The following is a 19,182-nucleotide window of genomic DNA, read 5'->3' as shown; positions in this document are numbered from 1 at the left end:
CCGATGTAAAGGTTTACACAACGTCTCAAGCGGATGGGAGCCGCAGGGAGGACATCATGAATTCGCAAGTGGGCGAAGGCGGCATCTCGGTGCTGTCTGCGAAAAGAATAAGCAAGTCTTTCAATGGCGTGCAGGTTCTTTTCAGCGTCGATTTCGAGCTGCGTGCTGGCGAAGTTCACGCGCTTATGGGTGAAAACGGCGCCGGCAAGTCCACTCTCGTCAAGATCCTTTCCGGTTTCGAGCAGCCGACCTCCGGCGAAATCTTGCTGGACGGCCAGCCGGTCAAGCTGCCGCCGAACGGTGCGGCCGAAGCGCTCGGCATCGTCATCATTCACCAGGAATTCAATCTCGCAGAGCATCTGACGGTGACCGAGAGCCTGTTCCTCGGTCGCGAAGTGACCCGTTACGGTGTGCTGGATCGCAAATATATGCGTGCGGAAACCCGCCGCGTGCTCGATATGCTCGGTTCGCATGTTGATGAAAACGCTGTTATCAGCAGCCTTGCCATCGCCGACAAGCAGATGGTGGAGATTGCCAAGGCCATCAGCCGCGATGCCCGCATCATCTTCATGGACGAGCCGACCGCCGTGCTCTCGCGAGAAGAAACAAACTATCTTTTCAAGCAGGTGCGCAAGCTGCGCGACAACGGCACGAGCTTTGTCTTCGTCTCCCACAAGCTCGACGAGGTCATGGAACTGACCGACCGCGTGACCGTGCTGCGCGACGGCCAGTGGATCAAGACCTCGCAAACAGCCATTCTCGATGGCGAATCCATCGCCCAGCTGATGGTCGGGCGCGAGCTTTCGAAGCTGTTCCCGGCCAAGCGCGAGCCCGATGTCGATGAAGAGGTAACGCTCAGTGTCAGCGCGCTGACGACGGGCTATGTCCAGGATGCGAGCTTCGAGGTGCGCAAGGGCGAAATTCTGGGATTCTCCGGGCTCATCGGTTCCGGACGCACGGAGTTGATGGAATCCATCGCGGGCTTGCGCGGTCGCACCAGCGGCGACGTGGTGATCCGCGGCCAGCAGATCCCGGCCCATGACCCCCATGCCGCCAATCGCAGCGGCCTTGCCTATATGACCAAGGACCGCAAATCGAAGGGCCTGCTGCTGAACTCGCGCATGACGGCAAACCTGACGCTGCAATCGCTCGATCGCCACGGCAAGCTCGGTTATCTCAGCCCGGCAAGCGAGGCGGCAGCGCTCGAAAAGGCCCGCCGACGCTTCGACATCCGCGTGCGCGACGGCAATGTCGTCGCCGGCCGCATGTCCGGCGGCAATCAGCAGAAGCTTCTGCTCGCCAAGGTCATGGAGACCGAGCCCGAGATCATCATCATCGACGAGCCCACGCGCGGCATCGATGTCGGTACCAAGCAGCAGATCTATCATTTCATCTCGGCGCTCGCCCGCGATGGCCGCTCGATCATCGTTGTTTCCTCGGAAATGCCGGAGGTCATCGGCCTTTGCACCCGTGTCGCTGTCATGCGCGAAGGGCGCATCGTCGGCATGCTGGAAGGCGACGAGATCAACGAACAGGAAATCATGCGCTACGCCGCAGGACTGAAGAAGAAGGCAGCCGCCTAGGGCATGTCTCGCAAAAGTGTACAGCGGTTTTGCGAAAAGACATGCGTAAGCAAAGACCTGAAGCGTACTAGCGAATCCGAAGGATCGCGACACGCTTTGGGAGGCCGGCGCTGGGGCGATAAAAACAAGTTTCCTTTGAGGAAACGGGACGGGAGGTCTGTTTGGACATGAGTGCGAATGAAGAAGTGCGGGCGATCCGCCGCCGCAGCTGGCGCGATATCGACCTGCGGGCCGTGGCGCCGTTTGCGGCGCTGATCCTGCTGTTGATTGTCGGCGCCCTGGTCAATCCGAACTTTATCGGGATTACCAACCTCGCGAATGTCGCGACGCGCAGCGCCTTCATCGCGATCATCGCCGTCGGCGCAACCTTTGTCATTTCCTCAGGCGATCTCGATCTTTCGGTCGGCTCCATGGTGGCCTTCGTCGCCAGCCTGATGATCCTCTTTATGAATTCCGGCGTCATCGCCGATCCCGCGCTGATGCTGACGGCGGCCATGGTGCTGACCGTCATTATCGGCGCCGGCTGCGGCCTCTTGAACGGTCTCATCACCACCGTCGGTAAGATCGAGCCCTTCATCGCAACGCTCGGCACCATGGGTATCTATCGCGGCCTTACGACCTGGCTGTCGCAGGGCGGCGCTATCACGCTGCGTGAACCGGAATTGCAGGCACTCTACCGACCGGCCTATTTCGGAACGGTCCTCGGCGTTCCGATCCCGATTGCCGTCATCCTTGCCGTCACCATCGTCGCGGCCTTCATTCTCTATCGCACGCGCTATGGCCGCCACGTTGTCGCCGTCGGTTCCAACAGCGATGTCGCGCGTTATTCGGGCATTCCCGTCAACCGCGTGCGCACGATCGCTTTCGTGATCCAGGGTCTGTGCGTTGCGATTGCCGTGCTGCTCTATGTCCCCCGCCTCGGCTCGACCTCTGCCACCACCGGCATTCTGTGGGAGTTGCAGGCGATCACCGCCGTCGTCGTCGGCGGCACGGCGTTGAAGGGGGGTGCCGGGCGCGTCTGGGGCACGATCTGCGGCGCCTTCATTCTCGAACTCGTCGGCAACATCATGCTGCTTTCGAACTTCATCAGCGAATACCTGATCGGCGCCATCCAGGGTGCGATCATCATCATCGCCATGCTCGTCCAGCGCTCGCTGGTTCGCAAATCCTGAGCTTGGAAACGCCGCGCGATGAGAGACGCGGCGGCGTTTTCGCAGCACCGAAACAAGCACTTCTATCCAAGGAGGAGGAAGTGTTCGAGCCGGGTTCATGGGTCGCCCGGCGCTGATTGCAGACCCGAAACACTAGGGAGAGAGAAACATGCGTAAAGGACTATTGGGCGTTGCCGCCGTCGCCATCATGGCGTTTGCCGGCGTAGCCCACGCGCAGGAAGAAAAGAAAGTCACGATCGGCGTTTCCATTCCGGCAGCCAGCCACGGCTGGACGGCCGGCGTGATCTACCATGCAGAGCGTGTTGCCAAGCAGCTGATGGAGAGCCATCCGGGCCTCAACGTTGTCGTCAAGACCTCCCCGGATCCGGCAAGCCAGGCAAACGCCGTGCAGGATCTTGCAACGCAGGGGATCGACGCGCTCGTCATTCTGCCGACAGACCCGGATCCGCTTGTCAACGCCGTCAAGGAAATCAAGGACAGCGGTACCTTCGTTGCCCTCGTCGACCGTGCGCCAAGCGTGAACGACAGTTCCGTTCGCGATCTCTACGTGGCCGGCAACAACTTCGCGCTTGGCCAGACGGCCGGCGAGTACATCAAGTCCACGACCCCGGAAGCGGAAGTCGTTGTCATCAGGGGCATGCCGATCCCGATCGACCAGGAACGCCAGAACGGCTTTGACAAGGGTATCGAGGGTTCCAGCGTCAAGGTTCTCGATCGCCAGTACGGCAACTGGAACCGCGACGACGCCTTCAAGGTCATGCAGGACTACCTGACCAAATACCCGAAGATCGACGTGGTATGGTGCCAGGACGACGACATGGCCGTCGGCGTTCTCCAAGCCATCGAACAGGCCGGCCGCACGGATATCCAGTATGTGGTTGCCGGCGCGGGTTCCAAGGAAATGATCAAGAAGGTCATGGACGGCGACAAGATGATCCCGGTTGACGTTCTCTATCCGCCGGCAATGGTTGGCACCGCGCTCGAAATGACCGCCGCCAACTTCTACGGCCAGGTTCCGGTTCGCGGGGTCTACACGATCGATGCAACGCTCGTGACCAAGGACAACGCCAAGGACTTCTACTTCCCGGATTCGCCGTTCTGATCCGGAATTGAAGCTTGCACTGCCCGCGACGATACGTTGCGGGCAGATTTCGTTTAAAGACAAATTTCAAGATTTCCGGTTTTGACCGGATTGTTACCCTGCCCAAACGTGATAGCTTCCAGCCGCTCTGCAACGTTTCAGGTTTAGCGTTAGCTGTTAGATGTACGTACGGCAGATGCGATCCAAGAAGAATTCTGGTCCGCCCGGCGCACGCGGCGACCATCGACGGAGGAAACGACAGATGAAAACCATCAAGGGCCCAGCGCTCTTTCTTGCCCAGTTTGCCGGCGATGCCGCCCCGTTCAACTCTTGGGATTCGATTACCAAATGGGCTGCCGATATCGGCTATAAAGGCGTTCAGGTTCCAAGCTGGGACGGCCGTTTCATCGACCTGAAGAAGGCAGCGGAATCCAAGACCTATTGCGAGGAGTTTGCCGGCAAGGCCCACGAGAACGGCGTCGAGATCACCGAGCTTTCCACCCACTTGCAGGGCCAGCTTGTGGCAGTCCACCCCGCCTATGACGAAGCCTTTGACGGCTTTGCCGCACCAGAAGTACGCGGCAATCCGAAGGCCCGTCAGGAATGGGCCGTCGAACAGGTGAAGCTGGCGCTGACCGCCTCGAAAAACCTCGACCTCAATGCGATGGCGAGCTTCTCCGGTGCGCTCGCATGGCCCTTCGTCTATCCGTGGCCGCAGCGCCCGGCCGGTCTGGTCGAGACCGCGTTCGACGAGCTTGCGCGCCGCTGGAAGCCGATCCTCGATCACGCCGAAGATTGCGGCGTCGACGTCTGCTACGAAATCCATCCCGGCGAAGACCTGCACGACGGCATCACCTACGAGATGTTCCTGGAGCGCACCGGCAACCACGCCCGCGCCAACATGCTCTACGACCCCTCGCACTACGTCCTGCAGTGCCTCGACTATCTGGAAAACATCGACATCTACAAGGACCGCATCAAGATGTTCCACGTCAAGGACGCGGAATTCAACCCGACAGGCCGTCAGGGCGTCTATGGCGGTTTCCAGGGCTGGGTCAATCGCGCCGGCCGCTTCCGGTCGCTCGGCGACGGTCAGGTCGATTTCGGCGCGATCTTCTCAAAAATGGCCGCCAATGATTTTGCCGGCTGGGCCGTGGTCGAATGGGAATGCGCCCTGAAGCACCCGGAAGACGGCGCGCGAGAAGGCGCCGAGTTCGTCAAGCACCACATCATCCGCGTGACGGAAAAAGCCTTTGACGATTTTGCGGACGCAGGCACGGATGATGCTGCCAATCGGCGTATGCTGGGGCTTTAAGGGGCTGCCCCTCACCCTAGCCCTCTCCCCGTTCTGATGGGGAGAGGGGACGACAGAGTTTGCCGCTTGTCCCTTCTCCCCGTTTGCGGGGAGAAGGTGCCCAACAGGGCGGATGAGGGGCCTCACCGCACAACAAAATTCAGGAGACACCACATGGCTATCGAAGGCAGCAGCACAGAACCGCGCGAAAAGCGCATCCGGCTCGGCATGGTCGGCGGCGGTTCCGGCGCCTTTATCGGCGGCGTACACCGTATGGCGGCCCGGCTCGACGATCATTTCGAACTCGTCGCCGGCGCGCTTTCCTCGACCCCGGAAAAGGCAAAGGCCTCCGGCCTTGAACTCGGGCTCGATCCGTCACGCACCTATTCCGACTTCAAGGAAATGGCGATCCGCGAAGCCAAACTGAAAAATGGCATCGAAGCCGTCGCGATCGTGACGCCGAACCATGTCCACTACGAAGCGGCGAAAGAATTCCTGAAGCGCGGCATTCATGTCATCTGCGACAAGCCGCTGACCTCGACGCTTTCGGACGCCCGCAAGTTGAAGAAGCTGGCCGATGAGAGCGATGCGCTTTTCGTGCTGACCCACAATTACACCGGCTACCCGATGGTACGTCAGGCCCGAGAAATGGTTGCCAACGGCGATCTCGGCGCCATCCGCCTCGTGCAGATGGAATATCCGCAGGACTGGCTTACCGAAAACATCGAGCAATCCGGCCAGAAGCAGGCCTCGTGGCGCACGGACCCGGCCCGCTCCGGCGCCGGCGGCTCCACCGGCGATATCGGGACGCATGCCTACAACCTCGGCGCCTTCGTGTCCGGCCTTGAACTCGAAGAGCTGTCGGCCGATCTCGACAGCTTCGTCGAAGGCCGCGCGCTCGATGACAACGCCCATGTGATGATGCGTTTCAAGGCCAAGGACGGCCAGCGCGCCAAGGGTACGCTCTGGTGCAGCCAGGTCGCCCCCGGCAATGAAAACGGTCTCAAGGTCCGTGTCTACGGCACCAAGGGCGGTCTCGAATGGGTGCAGGCCGATCCGAACTATCTCTGGTTCACCCCCTTCGGCGAGCCAAAGCGTCTGCTGACCCGCGCCGGCGCCGGTGCGAGCGCTGCCGCCGCTCGCGTCTCGCGTATCCCATCCGGCCACCCGGAAGGTTATCTCGAAGGCTTTGCCAATATCTACAGCGAAGCCGCACGCGCGATCCACGCCAAGCGCAAGGGTGAAAAGCTCGACCCCGCAGTGGTCTATCCGACCATCGACGATGGCCTGAAGGGCATGCTCTTCGTCGATGCCTGCGTGCAGTCATCGAAGCGCAACGGTGCCTGGATCAAGGTCTAGGATAAGCTGACAACCGGCCGATGCCTCCGGGCGTCGGCCGTTTAGGAAAAGACGCTGGCGAGGCGCAGGACAAGCTTCTTATCGAACAGATGGCCACGATCGAACATCCATTTCAGCGCATCCCTGGCTTCCCACGGCATTTTGTAGGCGCGGGCGCTGGTCAGGGCCTCGAACACATCACACACCGTTGCCAGCCTGATTTCAGGTGTTAGCCGCGCTGCCTTCAGCCCCGCTGGATAGCCGCTGCCATCAAGCGTTTCATGGTGATAGAGACAAATATCCAGCGTCAGCTCCGAGACCTTGCCCAGTTCTTTCAGAAGTCGATGGCCGACGTCCGGATGGCTGCGGATCAGTCTTTTTTCCTCGAGATCGAGCACACCGGTCTTGTTGAGAATTTCGTTGGGAATGCCGAGCTTGCCGACGTCGTGCAACAGGCCGGCCACACCCAGCTCATGAACCGCGCTCTCCTCATAATCAAGCGCGCGAGCAAGCCGCATCATCAACGCACTGACCGCCAGGGAATGGACGTAGGTGCCCTCGTCCTTGGTCTTCAGACGGGTAACCTTCAGGAAAATATCAGGGGACGCGTCTATCCGATCCGACAGGTCATCAGCAACGGAACCAAGCTTGCCGAGTTGCAGATTTCCGTCCCGCATGGCGTCAAAACTGTCGCGCAACGCGACCGTTGCCCGTGCAACAACCTCGATCGCCCTTTTTGTTTCCCTCTGCTCCTCACAAGCAGGATCGACCCTCGGGGTCGCGTCGAGACCCAGCAACCCATCCACGTCGATCAGACTTTTCTGCCGATTGACCAGGGCATGAGACGCTGAAGTGGCGAGGATCGCGCGCAAGGTTTCATCGGATTGCACGAGGAAGCGGCGGCCCGAAAATTCAACGGTCGGGCATTCCACCGATTCGATATACATGCCCTTTCGAACAAGATGTTTTGGAATCCGATGAACCAACTGTGCCTCCACACGAAGGCAAGAATTTTACATGAGAATTTCCTAAATTTTACTTAAGTAACACCTTATTTGAGCTTTATTGACGTGCGGGTCACCCACGCCGTCTCACAAGCCGATACGAAGCGACGCAAGCGGTTGACATTTGCGCAAACCGGTTTACTGCAACGTTGCAGATTCTTCCGACCCTGCGCGGCGGCCGACCGCGCCCAAACCGAAGGGGAACCATCGTGATCGATCCCAAAACCCTCGCAGACCGTTTTCCCGGCGATTTCCTGTTCGGTGTCGCGACCGCCTCCTTCCAGATCGAGGGCGCCACCAAGGCGGACGGTCGCAAACCCTCCATCTGGGATGCGTTCTCCAACATGCCCGGCCGTGTCCATAACCGCGACAACGGCGACATCGCGTGCGACCACTACAACAGACTGGACGACGACCTCGACCTGATCCAGAGCCTCGGCGTTCAGGCTTATCGCTTCTCCATCGCCTGGCCGCGCATCATCCCAGAGGGTACAGGGCCAATCAACGAGAAGGGCCTCGATTTCTACGACCGCCTCGTCGATGGGCTGAAGGCGCGCAACATCAAGGCCTTTGCCACGCTCTATCACTGGGACCTGCCGCTCGCCCTGATGGGTGACGGCGGCTGGGCCGCGCGCTCGACCGCCCATGCCTTCCAGCGCTACACCAAGACGGTCATCAACCGTCTCGGCGATCGCCTCGATGCCGTCGCGACCTTCAATGAACCGTGGTGCTCGGTCTGGCTCAGCCACCTCTACGGCATCCACGCGCCGGGCGAGCGCAACATGGACGCCGCCCTGCACGCCATGCACTACACCAACCTCGCCCACGGCCTCGGCGTCAGCGCCGTGCGGGAAGAATATCCGAACCTGCCCGTCGGCATCGTCATCAACCCGATGCACATCTATGCCGGCAGCGACAGCGCAGTTGATCAGGAAGCCGGCGAGCGCGCTTTCGATTTCCACAACGGCGCCTTCTTCGGCCCAATCTTCAAAGGGGAATACCCGGAGCGCTTGCTCTCCGCGCTCGGCAGCCGCATGCCGAAGGTGGAAGCCGACGACATGGCGATCATCTCGCAGAAGCTCGACTGGTGGGGCGTCAACTACTACACGCCGATGCGCGTCTCCGACGACCCGACCCCGGGTGCTGAATTCCCGGCGACGGTCAGCGCCAAGCCAGTCAACGATATCAAGACCGATATCGGCTGGGAAGTCTTCCCGGAGGCGCTCGGCGATCTGATCCGCACCCTCAACGAGCGCTACAGCCTGCCGGATTGCTACATCACGGAAAACGGCGCCTGCTACAACATGGGCGTGGAAAATGGCGTTGTCGATGACCAGCCACGCCTCGACTACATCTCCGACCATCTCGCCGTCACTGCCGACCTGATCAAGGAAGGTTATCCGATGAAGGGCTATTTCGCCTGGAGCCTGATGGACAATTTCGAGTGGGCGGAAGGCTACACGATGCGCTTCGGCATCGTCCATGTCGATTATGAAACCCAGCTCCGCACCATCAAGAAGAGCGGCCACTGGTACAAGGAACTGGCCGAACAGTTCCCCAAGGGCAACCACAAGGCCGGCTGATACGGGAAGGCCGGGAATAGCGTCCCCGGCCACCCTGTTTCGCGAAACGAACGGCATTTTCCACCTTGGGCGGAAGAATTCTCCTTCACTTTACCCTTCGTTGGAAAAATTTCGCTGGATTGCAGGCGAGATTGCGCGCATTAGAGTGGCCATCCTAAACGCCGTCGCCTCCTGCGCGGCGTCGTTTTCATGACGGGGCTACCGGATGCTGGGCCACTGGCAATTTTGGCGAATGTGCGGGTGCTGCAAGGGCTGATGCCCTGCCCTGCCGCGTGTCTGCGCCCGCCTGCCCTGTTTCATTGCCCGAGAGTTCCATGTCCCCACCCGTTTCCCTGAATGTTTCTCCCCGGAGGAACGTCTGATGACGCAATCCGTCCCCCATGCCGCGCCGATGGTGACCTTTACCGGCGTCTACAAGCATTTCGCCGCCAGTGGCTCGGGCGCAGCCTTCACCGCGCTGGATGGCATCGATTATTCGGTCGCTAAGGGCTCGATCACCGGCATTATCGGCCGGTCCGGCGCCGGAAAGTCGACGCTGATCCGCCTTGTAAACGGGCTGGAACAGGCCTCCAGCGGCAAGGTGCAGGTCGATGGCGTCGATGTCGGCGCGCTGGATGAAGCGGGACTCAGAACCCTGCGTCGCTCGATCGGCATGATCTTCCAGCACTTCAACCTGCTGTCCACCCGCACCGTGTTCGACAACGTCGCGCTGCCGCTTGAAATCGCCGGCGTCGGCAAGGCGGATATTGAAAAGCGCGTCCGCCCGCTGCTCGATCTCGTTGGCCTCGCCGACAAGCACAGCCGCTACCCCGCAGAGCTTTCCGGCGGCCAGAAGCAGCGTATCGGCATCGCCCGCGCGCTCGCGACCGAACCCAAGCTGCTGCTCTCCGACGAGGCGACCTCCGCACTCGACCCGGAAACCACCCAGTCGATCCTCGACTTGCTGAAGACCATCAATGCCGATCTCGGCCTGACGGTGTTGCTCATCACCCACGAGATGGAAGTCGTCAAAGCCGTGACCTCGGATGTCGCCGTCATCGATCGCGGCCGCATCGTCGAAAGCGGTCGCACCTTCGACGTCTTCACCCGCCCGGCCCATGAGACGACCCGTGCCCTGCTCTCCGGCCTACCCGGCTCGAAGCTGCCGGAAACGCTCGCCCGCAGCCTGAAGCCCGCGCCTGAAGCCGGGGATCGTGCCATCGTGCGCATCACCTTCTTCGGCGCGACAGCGGAACGTCCGCTCGTCTCCCAGCTCATCAGCACCGTCGGCACCGAGGTCAACATCATGGCCGGCACGATCGACGAGATCGGTGGTGAACCCTATGGCTCACTCGTCGTCGCCTATGCCGCGACGCCGGAAACCTCCGGCCGCGCCGAACGCTTCTTTACCGAAAACGGTCTTGTCACGGAGGTGCTCGGCTATGTCGCCTGATCTTCTGCTTCTCATCGGCAAGGCCACGCTTGATACGCTGCGCATGGTCGCCATAGCCGGCCTCATCGGTGCGCTCATCGGCTTGCCCATCGGTGTGTTCCTCGCAACCAGCGGCCGCGGCGAACTCTTCCCCGCGCCGAATATTAACCGAATCGTCGGCCTGATCATCAATGCCTTGCGCTCGACGCCCTTCATCATCCTCGTCGTCGCGATCATTCCATTTACCCGCCTTCTGACGGGCACCTCGATCGGCACCAAGGCGGCGATTGTGCCGCTGACCATCGCGACCATCCCCTTCTTCGCCCGTCTGGTCGAGGCGGCGATCCGCGAAGTCGACAAGGGCCTGATCGAAGCCGCCCGCGCCATGGGCGCGACGCCGCCGCAGATCGTCTTCAAGGTGCTGCTGGCGGAAGCTCGGCCTGCCCTCACCCTTGCGCTCACCATGACGCTGGTCAGCCTCATCGGCTACTCGGCCATGGTCGGCGCCGTCGGCGGTGGTGGTCTTGGCGATCTCGGCATCCGCTACGGCTATCAGCGCTTCATGCCGGATGTGATGCTCGTCGTTGTCATCGTGCTGATCGTGCTGGTGCAGCTTGTCCAGAGCGCCGGCGATGCGCTCGCCCGCCGCTTCGACAAGAAGAGCCGCTGAACCCAGTTTCTACCCACGGGCCGGGAAGACATATGCCAGTTTCCGGCCCATCTTCATAAAGGAGTACCCCATGAAGAAACTCATCCTCGCCGCCTCGCTGGCGCTGACTGTCGCAACCGGTGCCGCTCATGCAGAATCGATCAAGGTTGGCGTGACCCCTGGCGAACACGCGCAGATCATGGAAAAGGTCAAGGAAGTCGCCGCCAAGAAGGGCCTCGACATCGAGATTCTCGAATTCTCCGATTATGTCGTGCCGAACCAGGCGCTGGCTGACGGCGACCTCAACGCTAACTCCTTCCAGCATCAGCCCTACCTCGACAACCAGATCGCCGACCGCGGCTTCGCTCTCGTCAGCATCGGCAAAACCATCACCACCCCGATGGGCGTCTATTCCAAGAAGGTGAAGAACCTCGGTGAACTCGCTGACGGCGCAACCGTCGCCATTCCGAACGACCCGACCAATGGCGGTCGTGCGCTGCTGATTCTGGCCAAGGAAGGCCTGATCAAGGTCAAGCCGGAAGCCGGCCTCAAGGCTGGTCCGGCCGATGTGATCGAAAACCCGAAGAACATCCAGTTCTCCGAGCTCGATGCCGCCCAGCTGCCGCGTTCGCTTGAAGACGTGGATGCCGCCGTCATCAATACCAACTACGCGCTGGAAGCCGGCCTGCACCCGAAGACCGACGCCATCGCCATCGAAAGCGCCCAGTCACCCTATGCCAACGTGATCGTCGTCAAGAGCGCCGACAAGGATGCAGCCTGGGCCAAGACGCTTGTCGATGCCTATCACGACGACAGCATCAAGACCTTCATCAACGACGAGTTCAAGGGTGCCCTGATCCCGTCCTGGTAAGCGGATCGACCGCTCGCATGCCTCAAATGACAAAGCCGCGTGGAGCAATCTGCGCGGCTTCTTCTTTATCGGCCGGTCGAAAACTCAGTGTCCCCCACCGCCGCCGCCCGGCGCGGTCTGCGGCTTCTTGATCAGAAGCGCGCAAAAAACCAACGTGCCGAACAACGCTGTCAGGATGATGAACACGTCGATGAAAGACAGGATCGTTGCCTGCTGTGTCACGATGCCGGACATTTTCTGGATGGCAATGGTTGCCCCATCGAGACCATGGGCATCGAAATTGTTCTGCATGCTTTGCAGGCGATCGAGCGCCTCAGGGTTGTTCCACTGCACATGCTCGGACAGACGTGCGTAATGTTCCTGCTGGCGCTGCGTCAGGATCGTGTTGATTGCCGCCAGACCCACGGCACCGCCGAGGTTGCGGGTCAGGTTGAAGAGACCGGACGCGCCTCGGATTCGGTCCGGTGTCAGCGTGCCGAGCGCCACGTTGTTGATCGGCACCATGCAGAGCATCAGGCCTACGCCACGCAGAATCTGAGGCGCGAGCAACTCGTAAAAATCCCAGTCCGCCGTCAGCTTGCTCATCATGTAGGTACCGGTCGCAAAGCTCGCAAAACCGATCATCATCATGAAGCGCGGATCGAGCTTGGTCGACAACTTGCCGGCAACAGGCGCCGTCAAGAACATCGCCAGACCCGAGACGAACATGGTCTCGCCGATCATCAGCGAATCGTATCCACGGATACGACCGAGATAGAGCGGATAGAGATAGGTCAGGCCATAAAGGCCGATCCCCATGACAAACGAAAAAAGCGAACCGAAAGCGAAATTTCGATTGGAAAACGCTCGAAGATCGACCACCGGGAAATCGACCGTGAACGCCCGGTAGAAGAAGACCAGCGCTCCGATACCCGAAGCGATCGCACCCATCAAAATATATTCGTCGCTGAACCAGTCGTTGGCGTTGCCTTCTTCCAGCACGTATTCGAGCGCGCCGAGGAAGACGGCCATGGAGAGCAACCCATACCAGTCGAACTTCTTGAACAGGCTGAGTTCCGGCTTGTCGAAATCGATCAGGTTCCAGGTGATGATCGTGACGATGATGCCCGGGATAATGTTGACTAGGAACAGCCAGTGCCAGGAGAAAGCGTGGCTCAGATAGCCGCCGACTGTCGGGCCGATGGTCGGTGCAAGGGTCGCGACAAGGCCGATGATCGGCGAGACGATGCTGCGCTTCGACGGCGGAAAGATGGTAAAGGCGGCCGCGAAGACCGACGGGATCATGCCGCCTCCGATGAAACCCTGCAGCGCGCGATAGACGATCATCTGGTCGATGTTCGTCGCGGTCGCGGCAAGCGCAGAAGCGATGGTGAAGCCGGCGGCGGACACCGAGAACAGCACACGGGTCGAGACGATGCGCGCCAGCGTGCCTGAAAGCGGGATCATGATGACTTCGGCGATCAGATAGGAGGTCTGTACCCAGCCGATTTCATCAGATCCCGCACTCAGGCCCGCCTGGATTTCGGCAAGCGATGCCGAAACGATCTGGATATCGAGGATCGACATGAACATGCCGAAGACCATGGCGAAGAAGGCGATCAGCCGCTTCGGGTCCATGCGCTCTGCGTCGGGCGCGGCGGTCGGCATCGCGCCAGCTGTTGCGGTTGCAGCCATTTGATCCACGCTCCTCGCGCGAAAGCGGGCATCCAGCAGAAAGCCCGGTCTTCAAGATTTTGACAACAGCCGGCTCATCCGGCACATCTATCCGTGCGGCTTTCCTGAAGTCGGTCGGATCATGAAAAAGGGCGGCACCTTGGCGCCGCCTCTATCCTTACTTCGCGACTGCCGCGACTTCGCCCTTCGGCGCGGTGCGGGTATCGACATCGACAACCACACTCAGACCTGCGCGCAGACGACCGCTTTCCAGCACCTCTTGCGGGAAGGAAATCCGCACCGGAACGCGCTGGATTACCTTGGTGAAGTTGCCCGTGGCGTTTTCAGCCGGCAGCAGCGAGAAGACCGAACCGGAAGCCGGAGCAAGCGACTCCACCGTGCCGATGATCGGCTCTTCATCGAAAGCATCGACATGGATGCGGACCTTCGAGCCCGGAACCATATGGGCGATTTGCGTTTCCTTGAAGTTGGCGTCGATATAGAGCTGCGTGACCGGAACAAGCGCTGCAAGCCGCTGGCCGGTGGAGACGAGATCGCCTTCCTGCACAGCTAAATTGCCGACGATGCCATCATACGGCGCCTTCAGCACGGTGAAGCCGAGGTCACGTTCCGCCTTGTCGCGGGCGAGTTCCAGCGAACGAACGGTGCTTTCGGCTTCCGCGCGTTGGGCTTCCAGAACGGTGATATTGGCCTTGGCAGCCGCGATATTGGCGTCACCACCAATGAGGTTCGCTTTTGCCTGATCAAGCGCAACGTCAGCCGTATCCTTGGCGGCAACCGTACCGACAGCCTTCGACTGAAGGTCGCTGGCACGCTTCTGGTTGGTTTCGGCACCGCGAACAGCCGCTTCAAGCGCGGCCTTCGAGGCTTCCGCCTGGGCAAGCGTTGCCTTGGCGCCGGCGATCTGCGCGTCGAAGCGCTGCAGCGACAGCTTTTCCGTCGCGATCTGGGCTTCCGCCTGTTCGGCTGCGATCTTGTAGTCGCCATCGTCGATGGTGACCAACGGATCGCCGGCCTTCACGCGCTGGTTGGCGATAACGTTGACCTTCTCGACGTAGCCCGAGACCTTCGGTGAAATCTGGGTAATGTCGCCTTCGACATAGGCGTCATCGGTGGAAATCAGGAAGCGGCCGTCTGTCCAGTAGTCATAGCCATACCAGCCGGCACCTGCGAGCAGGGCGAGACCGACGATGGGCAGAACGAAGGAGCGGCGCTTCGGCTTGGCTGGCGCACCGGCGGCAGCCGGGGTGGTGGCCGCTTCCACGACCGGCGCGGCGCCATCCTTGGCTTCCGGAGCGGCGGCGTCGGCCGCGCTTTCCGCATCAAACTCTTCGTCGACAGGACGGACGTGAACAGCACCAGTTTTCTTCGATACGGACATTTGCGCGCCCAGCCTCAGGACAAAAAAACTTCGAACCAAACCGTTCGGTTCGATTTGACATAGAGCGGTTTATCGCACATATCAAGTGAAATCGAACTGATCGGTTCGAAAAGTTAACGAGACACCAATAAGACAGCCTTCAGGAGGGAACCACCGTGACCGATGCTGCCGAAGCCCAAGACGAGATGGCCGCCGGCTATCCTGGAGGCCGCAGGGTTGCCGGTGAAGATCCAGCCAAACGCGAGCAGATCCTGGACGGCGCCAAGCGCGTGTTTATGAAGGGCGGCTTCGATGCAGTCTCCATGAACGACATCACCAAGGAAGCGGGCGTTTCAAAGGGCACGATCTACGTCTACTTCGAAAACAAGGAAGACCTTTTCGCCGCAATGATCCAGCAGGAGCGCAGCCGCATCGTCGCGACGGTGAAGCATGTGCTGGACGAAGACAAGCCGCTGCGCGCCACCCTGATGGAATTCGGCCTGACGCTCGCAAGCCATATAACCGCCGACCATACCATCCGGGCCATGCGCATCGTGCTGGGCGTCACCGATCGCATGCCGCAGCTTGCCTGTGGTTTCTTTGGCGCAACCCCGGAAAACGGCCATACCGTTCTGCACGCCTTCCTCAAGAGAAAAGTGGCGGCCGGCGAACTTTCCATTCCCGACCCTGACCTTGCAGCTCGCCAGTTCATCGAGATGGCCATGGCCGGCATGTTCAAACAGCGCCTGTTCGGGGTGATGACGGAGCCGCCAAGCCGGGAACTGCTGGAGTACACCGTATCCTCCGCAGCAGACGTTTTTCTGAAATCCTATCTTCCCGGTTGATTTGCGTCTCCCCTGACGGCACAGTCGGCCAAAAGGGGAGGATGCCTTAATGAACATGGACACCGAGCTTTCTCCGCGTATAGGCGGCTCCCCCTCCATGCTGATGGCAGGTATCGTTCGGGGATATGCCATGAGCGACATCCGTGGCATCCCTGCCCAGTGGCAGGAGTTCAACCGTCGCTCCCGGGAAATCGAAAATACGGTCGGTGATGCGGCTTACGGAATCTGCACCAACGAGGAGGGCAAGGAAGGACGCTTCCTCTATTACACAGCCTTCGAGGTGACCGAGCAATCTGCTCTGCCCGCCGGCTTTACGCTCCTGAGCATTCCTGCCCACACCTACGCCGTCTTCACGCATGATGGCGACGTCAACGGTGTTCCGCCTTTTGTTGATCGTATCTTTTCCGATTGGCTACCCGCATCCGGTTTCCGGCACAGCGCCTTTCCCAGCATGATCGAATGCTACGATGAGCGCTTCGATCCCGAAACCGGTTCGGGCATCACAGAAATCTGGATTCCGATCGAGAGTTAACGGTATATCGCAATCTTTTCTGCATCTTCGCGCTTGCAAGAACTTGAATGCTGCATACATACGCGCTCCATGCGCATACGCTTAAACAACGCGCGACACCTCTATCGATCCATCAAAAGAAGGACCGGCACTGATGCCAGAAATGCTCCAGCTTCTCCAGGACCCCACAGCTTGGGTGGCACTTGTTACTCTGGTCGTCATGGAGGTGGTCCTGGGGATCGACAACCTGATCTTCATCTCGATCCTCACCAACAAGCTGCCGCCGGAACATCGCGAACGCGCCCGCAAGATCGGCATCGGCCTTGCGCTCGTCATGCGCCTTGCGCTTCTCGGCACCATCGCCTGGATCGTCAAGCTCACCACACCCGTCTTTGAACTTTTCGGCCACGGCTTCTCGTGGAAGGACATGATCCTGATCGCCGGCGGTCTCTTCCTTGTCTGGAAGGCGACCAAGGAAATTCACCACAACGTCGATCCTGTCGATCACAACGAGGATTTCATTGCGAGTTCGGCAACGACAACCTTTGCCGCCGCGATCGGCCAGATCCTGCTGCTCGACCTCGTCTTCTCCGTCGATAGCATCATCACCGCCGTCGGCATGACGCCGCACCTGCCGATCATGGTCATCGCCGTCGTCGCCGCCGTCACCGTGATGCTGGTTGCCGCCGGCCCACTGGCCCGCTTCATCGAGCAGAACCCGACGATCGTCATGCTTGCGCTGGCCTTCCTGCTGATGATCGGTACGACGCTGATTGCCGAAGGCATGGGCCTGCATGTTCCCAAGGGCTATATCTATGCCGCCATGGCCTTCTCGGCTCTGGTCGAAGTGCTGAACATGCTGTCACGCAACAAACGCAAGAAGGCAGCCGCCGGAAAAGCAGCACACTAATAATGCAAAAGCCCCGGGACCTAAAATCCCGGGGCTTACAAACCGACTTTGGGTGAGGACACGAGCCGGAGGGATAAGGAGCTCGTCTGCCGTTTCGTTGGCCATGGGAAGAAATCGGAAAAATCCCCATGTTCTCCAGCACCCTCGCGTCCGATTGACACGGCTCGCATTCCTCTGCTGGGCAAACCAGCTCCCACCCGAATGGTTCCGGATTTTATTCCCATGCGATCGCCGAGGTTGCAGCCTCGGCCAAAGCCGGTTTTCCTTGACGCGCCGTTGTGAATATGGTCTCACGCCAGCCGAATGGATTTTCCCCACATTTCAGCCCTTCGCGGCACTATCCGGGGCATTTCCTCCCAGAAAAAGCATGGCCTTCAGACCGGATCGAACTATTCCCCGGACGGAAAGCCGATAGCACGTCAAACACGGGCCAGGATCATGACCGACAGACCAGTCCGGGTGCGCATTGCACCTTCCCCCACCGGCGAACCCCATATCGGCACCGCCTATATCGCGCTGTTCAACTACCTCTTTGCCAAGAAACATGGCGGTGAGTTCATCCTGCGCATCGAAGACACCGACGCGACCCGGTCGACGCCGGAGTTCGAAACGAAGGTGCTGGATGCGCTGAAATGGTGCGGGCTCGAATGGTCGGAAGGCCCGGATATCGGCGGCCCCTACGGTCCCTATCGCCAGAGCGACCGCAAGGACCTCTATCTGCCTTACGTCGAGAAGATCGTTGAGAGCGGCCACGGCTTCCGCTGTTTCTGCACGCCCGAGCGCCTGACGGAAATGCGCGAGGCCCAGCGCGCCGCCGGCAAGCCGCCGAAATACGATGGTCTCTGCCTGACGCTGTCGGCCGAGGAAGTCACCAATCGAATGGCCGCTGGCGAGCCGACCGTCGTGCGCATGAAGATCCCGACCGAAGGCTCCTGCAAGTTCGTGGACGGCGTCTATGGCCCGGTCGAAATTCCGTGGGATGCCGTCGATATGCAGGTGCTGCTGAAGGCGGACGGAATGCCGACCTATCACATGGCAAACGTCGTCGACGACCACATGATGAAGATCACCCACGTCGCCCGCGGCGAGGAGTGGCTGGCCTCCGTGCCGAAGCACATCCTGATCTATCAATATCTCGGCCTTGAGCCGCCGGTGTTCATGCACCTGTCGCTGATGCGCAATGCCGACAAGTCGAAGCTGTCGAAGCGCAAGAACCCGACCTCGATTTCCTACTACTCCGCCCTCGGTTACCTGCCGGAAGCGGTAATGAACTTCCTCGGCCTGTTCTTCATCCAGATCGCCGAAGGCGAAGAGATGCTGACCATGGATCAGCTCGCGGCAAAGTTCGACCCGGAAAACCTGTCCAAGGCCGGCGCCATCTTCGACATCCAGAAGCTGGACTGGCTGAACGGCCGCTGGCTGCGCGAAGGCCTGTCGGAAGAGGAATTCCGCAGCAGGGTACTCGCCTGGGCAATGGAAAACGACCGCATCAACCAGGGCCTCAAGCTCTCGCAGTCGCGCATCACAAAGTTCGGCGACCTGCCGGATCTCGCAGGCTTCCTGTTCAAATCCGATCTCGGCCTTGATGCGTCGTCCTTCGCCAAGGTGAAGTCCACGCCGGAAGAGCTGGTGGCGATCTTCAACGAAGTGCAGCCGTCGCTCGAAAAAATCCTCGAATGGAACGTCGAATCCATCGAAGCCGAACTGCGCGCTGTCGCCGATCGTCTGGAAAAGAAGCTGAAAGTGGTCGTCGCGCCGCTGTTCATCGCCGTTTCCGGCTCGTCGCGCTCGCTGCCACTGTTTGACTCGATGGCCATCCTCGGCCGCTCCGTCGTGCGCCAGCGCCTGAAGGTCGCCGGCCAGGTCGTGGCCTCCATGGCTGGAAGCGGAAAGTAA

General features: G+C 60.2%; 16 protein-coding genes. 13 read left to right on the top strand and 3 right to left on the bottom strand.

Annotation, left to right across the window (positions count from 1 at the left end):
- The first annotated feature begins 56 nt into the window (after window positions 1-56).
- From BLX89_RS12310 to BLX89_RS12290, 5 genes are all read left to right on the top strand, one after another.
- Window positions 57-1,583 (top strand): sugar ABC transporter ATP-binding protein, encoded by a 1,527-nt coding sequence (locus tag BLX89_RS12310; protein ID WP_075291212.1) that lies wholly within the window; start codon window positions 57-59, stop codon window positions 1,581-1,583.
- Window positions 1,584-1,750: 167 nt separating this feature from the next.
- Window positions 1,751-2,755, top strand: a complete 1,005-nt coding sequence (locus tag BLX89_RS12305) for an ABC transporter permease (protein ID WP_075291211.1) — start codon at window positions 1,751-1,753, stop codon at window positions 2,753-2,755.
- A 148-nt stretch (window positions 2,756-2,903) separates the two neighbouring features.
- The gene (locus BLX89_RS12300) at window positions 2,904-3,857 is read left to right on the top strand and encodes a substrate-binding domain-containing protein (protein WP_075291210.1); all 954 of its coding nucleotides are present in this window, start codon (window positions 2,904-2,906) and stop codon (window positions 3,855-3,857) included.
- Window positions 3,858-4,098: 241 nt separating this feature from the next.
- Window positions 4,099-5,151: a sugar phosphate isomerase/epimerase family protein gene (locus tag BLX89_RS12295; RefSeq protein WP_075291209.1), complete on the top strand. Its 1,053-nt coding sequence runs from the start codon at window positions 4,099-4,101 to the stop codon at window positions 5,149-5,151.
- Between the two features lie 153 nt (window positions 5,152-5,304).
- On the top strand, window positions 5,305-6,489 hold the full coding sequence (locus BLX89_RS12290; RefSeq protein ID WP_075291208.1) for a Gfo/Idh/MocA family protein: 1,185 nt from the start codon (window positions 5,305-5,307) through the stop codon (window positions 6,487-6,489).
- A gap of 41 nt (window positions 6,490-6,530) precedes the next feature.
- Here BLX89_RS12290 and BLX89_RS12285 read toward each other — a convergent pair whose 3' ends face one another.
- Entirely contained in the window at window positions 6,531-7,340 is an 810-nt protein-coding gene (locus BLX89_RS12285; protein WP_158025956.1) for an HD-GYP domain-containing protein, read from the bottom strand.
- Between the two features lie 341 nt (window positions 7,341-7,681).
- On the opposite strand from BLX89_RS12285, the gene BLX89_RS12280 reads away from it, so the two are divergent.
- The 4 genes from BLX89_RS12280 (at window position 7,682) to BLX89_RS12265 (ending at window position 11,986) form a co-directional block, all read left to right on the top strand.
- A complete protein-coding gene (locus BLX89_RS12280; RefSeq protein WP_143523603.1) occupies window positions 7,682-9,055 on the top strand; it encodes a GH1 family beta-glucosidase in 1,374 nt (457 codons plus the stop codon).
- Window positions 9,056-9,416: 361 nt separating this feature from the next.
- On the top strand, window positions 9,417-10,487 hold the full coding sequence (locus BLX89_RS12275; protein WP_143523602.1) for a methionine ABC transporter ATP-binding protein: 1,071 nt from the start codon (window positions 9,417-9,419) through the stop codon (window positions 10,485-10,487).
- Complete coding sequence (locus BLX89_RS12270; RefSeq protein ID WP_075291207.1) at window positions 10,477-11,136, top strand: methionine ABC transporter permease; 660 nt, start codon at window positions 10,477-10,479, stop codon at window positions 11,134-11,136. The genes BLX89_RS12275 and BLX89_RS12270 overlap by 11 nt, the downstream gene beginning before the upstream one ends.
- Before the next feature lie 70 nt (window positions 11,137-11,206).
- A complete protein-coding gene (locus BLX89_RS12265) occupies window positions 11,207-11,986 on the top strand; it encodes a MetQ/NlpA family ABC transporter substrate-binding protein (RefSeq protein ID WP_075291206.1) in 780 nt (259 codons plus the stop codon).
- An 84-nt stretch (window positions 11,987-12,070) separates the two neighbouring features.
- Here BLX89_RS12265 and BLX89_RS12260 read toward each other — a convergent pair whose 3' ends face one another.
- The gene (locus tag BLX89_RS12260) at window positions 12,071-13,660 is read right to left on the bottom strand and encodes a DHA2 family efflux MFS transporter permease subunit (protein WP_075291205.1); all 1,590 of its coding nucleotides are present in this window, start codon (window positions 13,658-13,660) and stop codon (window positions 12,071-12,073) included.
- A gap of 157 nt (window positions 13,661-13,817) precedes the next feature.
- Window positions 13,818-15,041, bottom strand: a complete 1,224-nt coding sequence (locus BLX89_RS12255) for an HlyD family secretion protein (RefSeq protein WP_075291204.1) — start codon at window positions 15,039-15,041, stop codon at window positions 13,818-13,820.
- Window positions 15,042-15,226: 185 nt separating this feature from the next.
- Between BLX89_RS12255 and BLX89_RS12250 the strand changes: the two genes are divergently transcribed.
- From BLX89_RS12250 to gltX, 4 genes are all read left to right on the top strand, one after another.
- Window positions 15,227-15,865, top strand: a complete 639-nt coding sequence (locus BLX89_RS12250) for a TetR/AcrR family transcriptional regulator (protein ID WP_083637507.1) — start codon at window positions 15,227-15,229, stop codon at window positions 15,863-15,865.
- A gap of 49 nt (window positions 15,866-15,914) precedes the next feature.
- Window positions 15,915-16,397, top strand: coding sequence for a GyrI-like domain-containing protein (locus BLX89_RS12245; RefSeq protein ID WP_075291202.1), 483 nt, complete (start codon window positions 15,915-15,917; stop codon window positions 16,395-16,397).
- Between the two features lie 133 nt (window positions 16,398-16,530).
- Complete coding sequence (locus BLX89_RS12240; RefSeq protein WP_075291201.1) at window positions 16,531-17,286, top strand: TerC family protein; 756 nt, start codon at window positions 16,531-16,533, stop codon at window positions 17,284-17,286.
- Between the two features lie 438 nt (window positions 17,287-17,724).
- Entirely contained in the window at window positions 17,725-19,182 is a 1,458-nt protein-coding gene (gene gltX / locus BLX89_RS12235) for a glutamate--tRNA ligase (protein WP_075291200.1), read from the top strand.

It is taken from the genome of Pararhizobium arenae (genome assembly GCF_001931685.1).
GTDB classification, from domain to species: domain Bacteria; phylum Pseudomonadota; class Alphaproteobacteria; order Rhizobiales; family Rhizobiaceae; genus Pararhizobium; species Pararhizobium arenae.
This window is presented reverse-complemented; position numbering and strand designations above follow the sequence as displayed.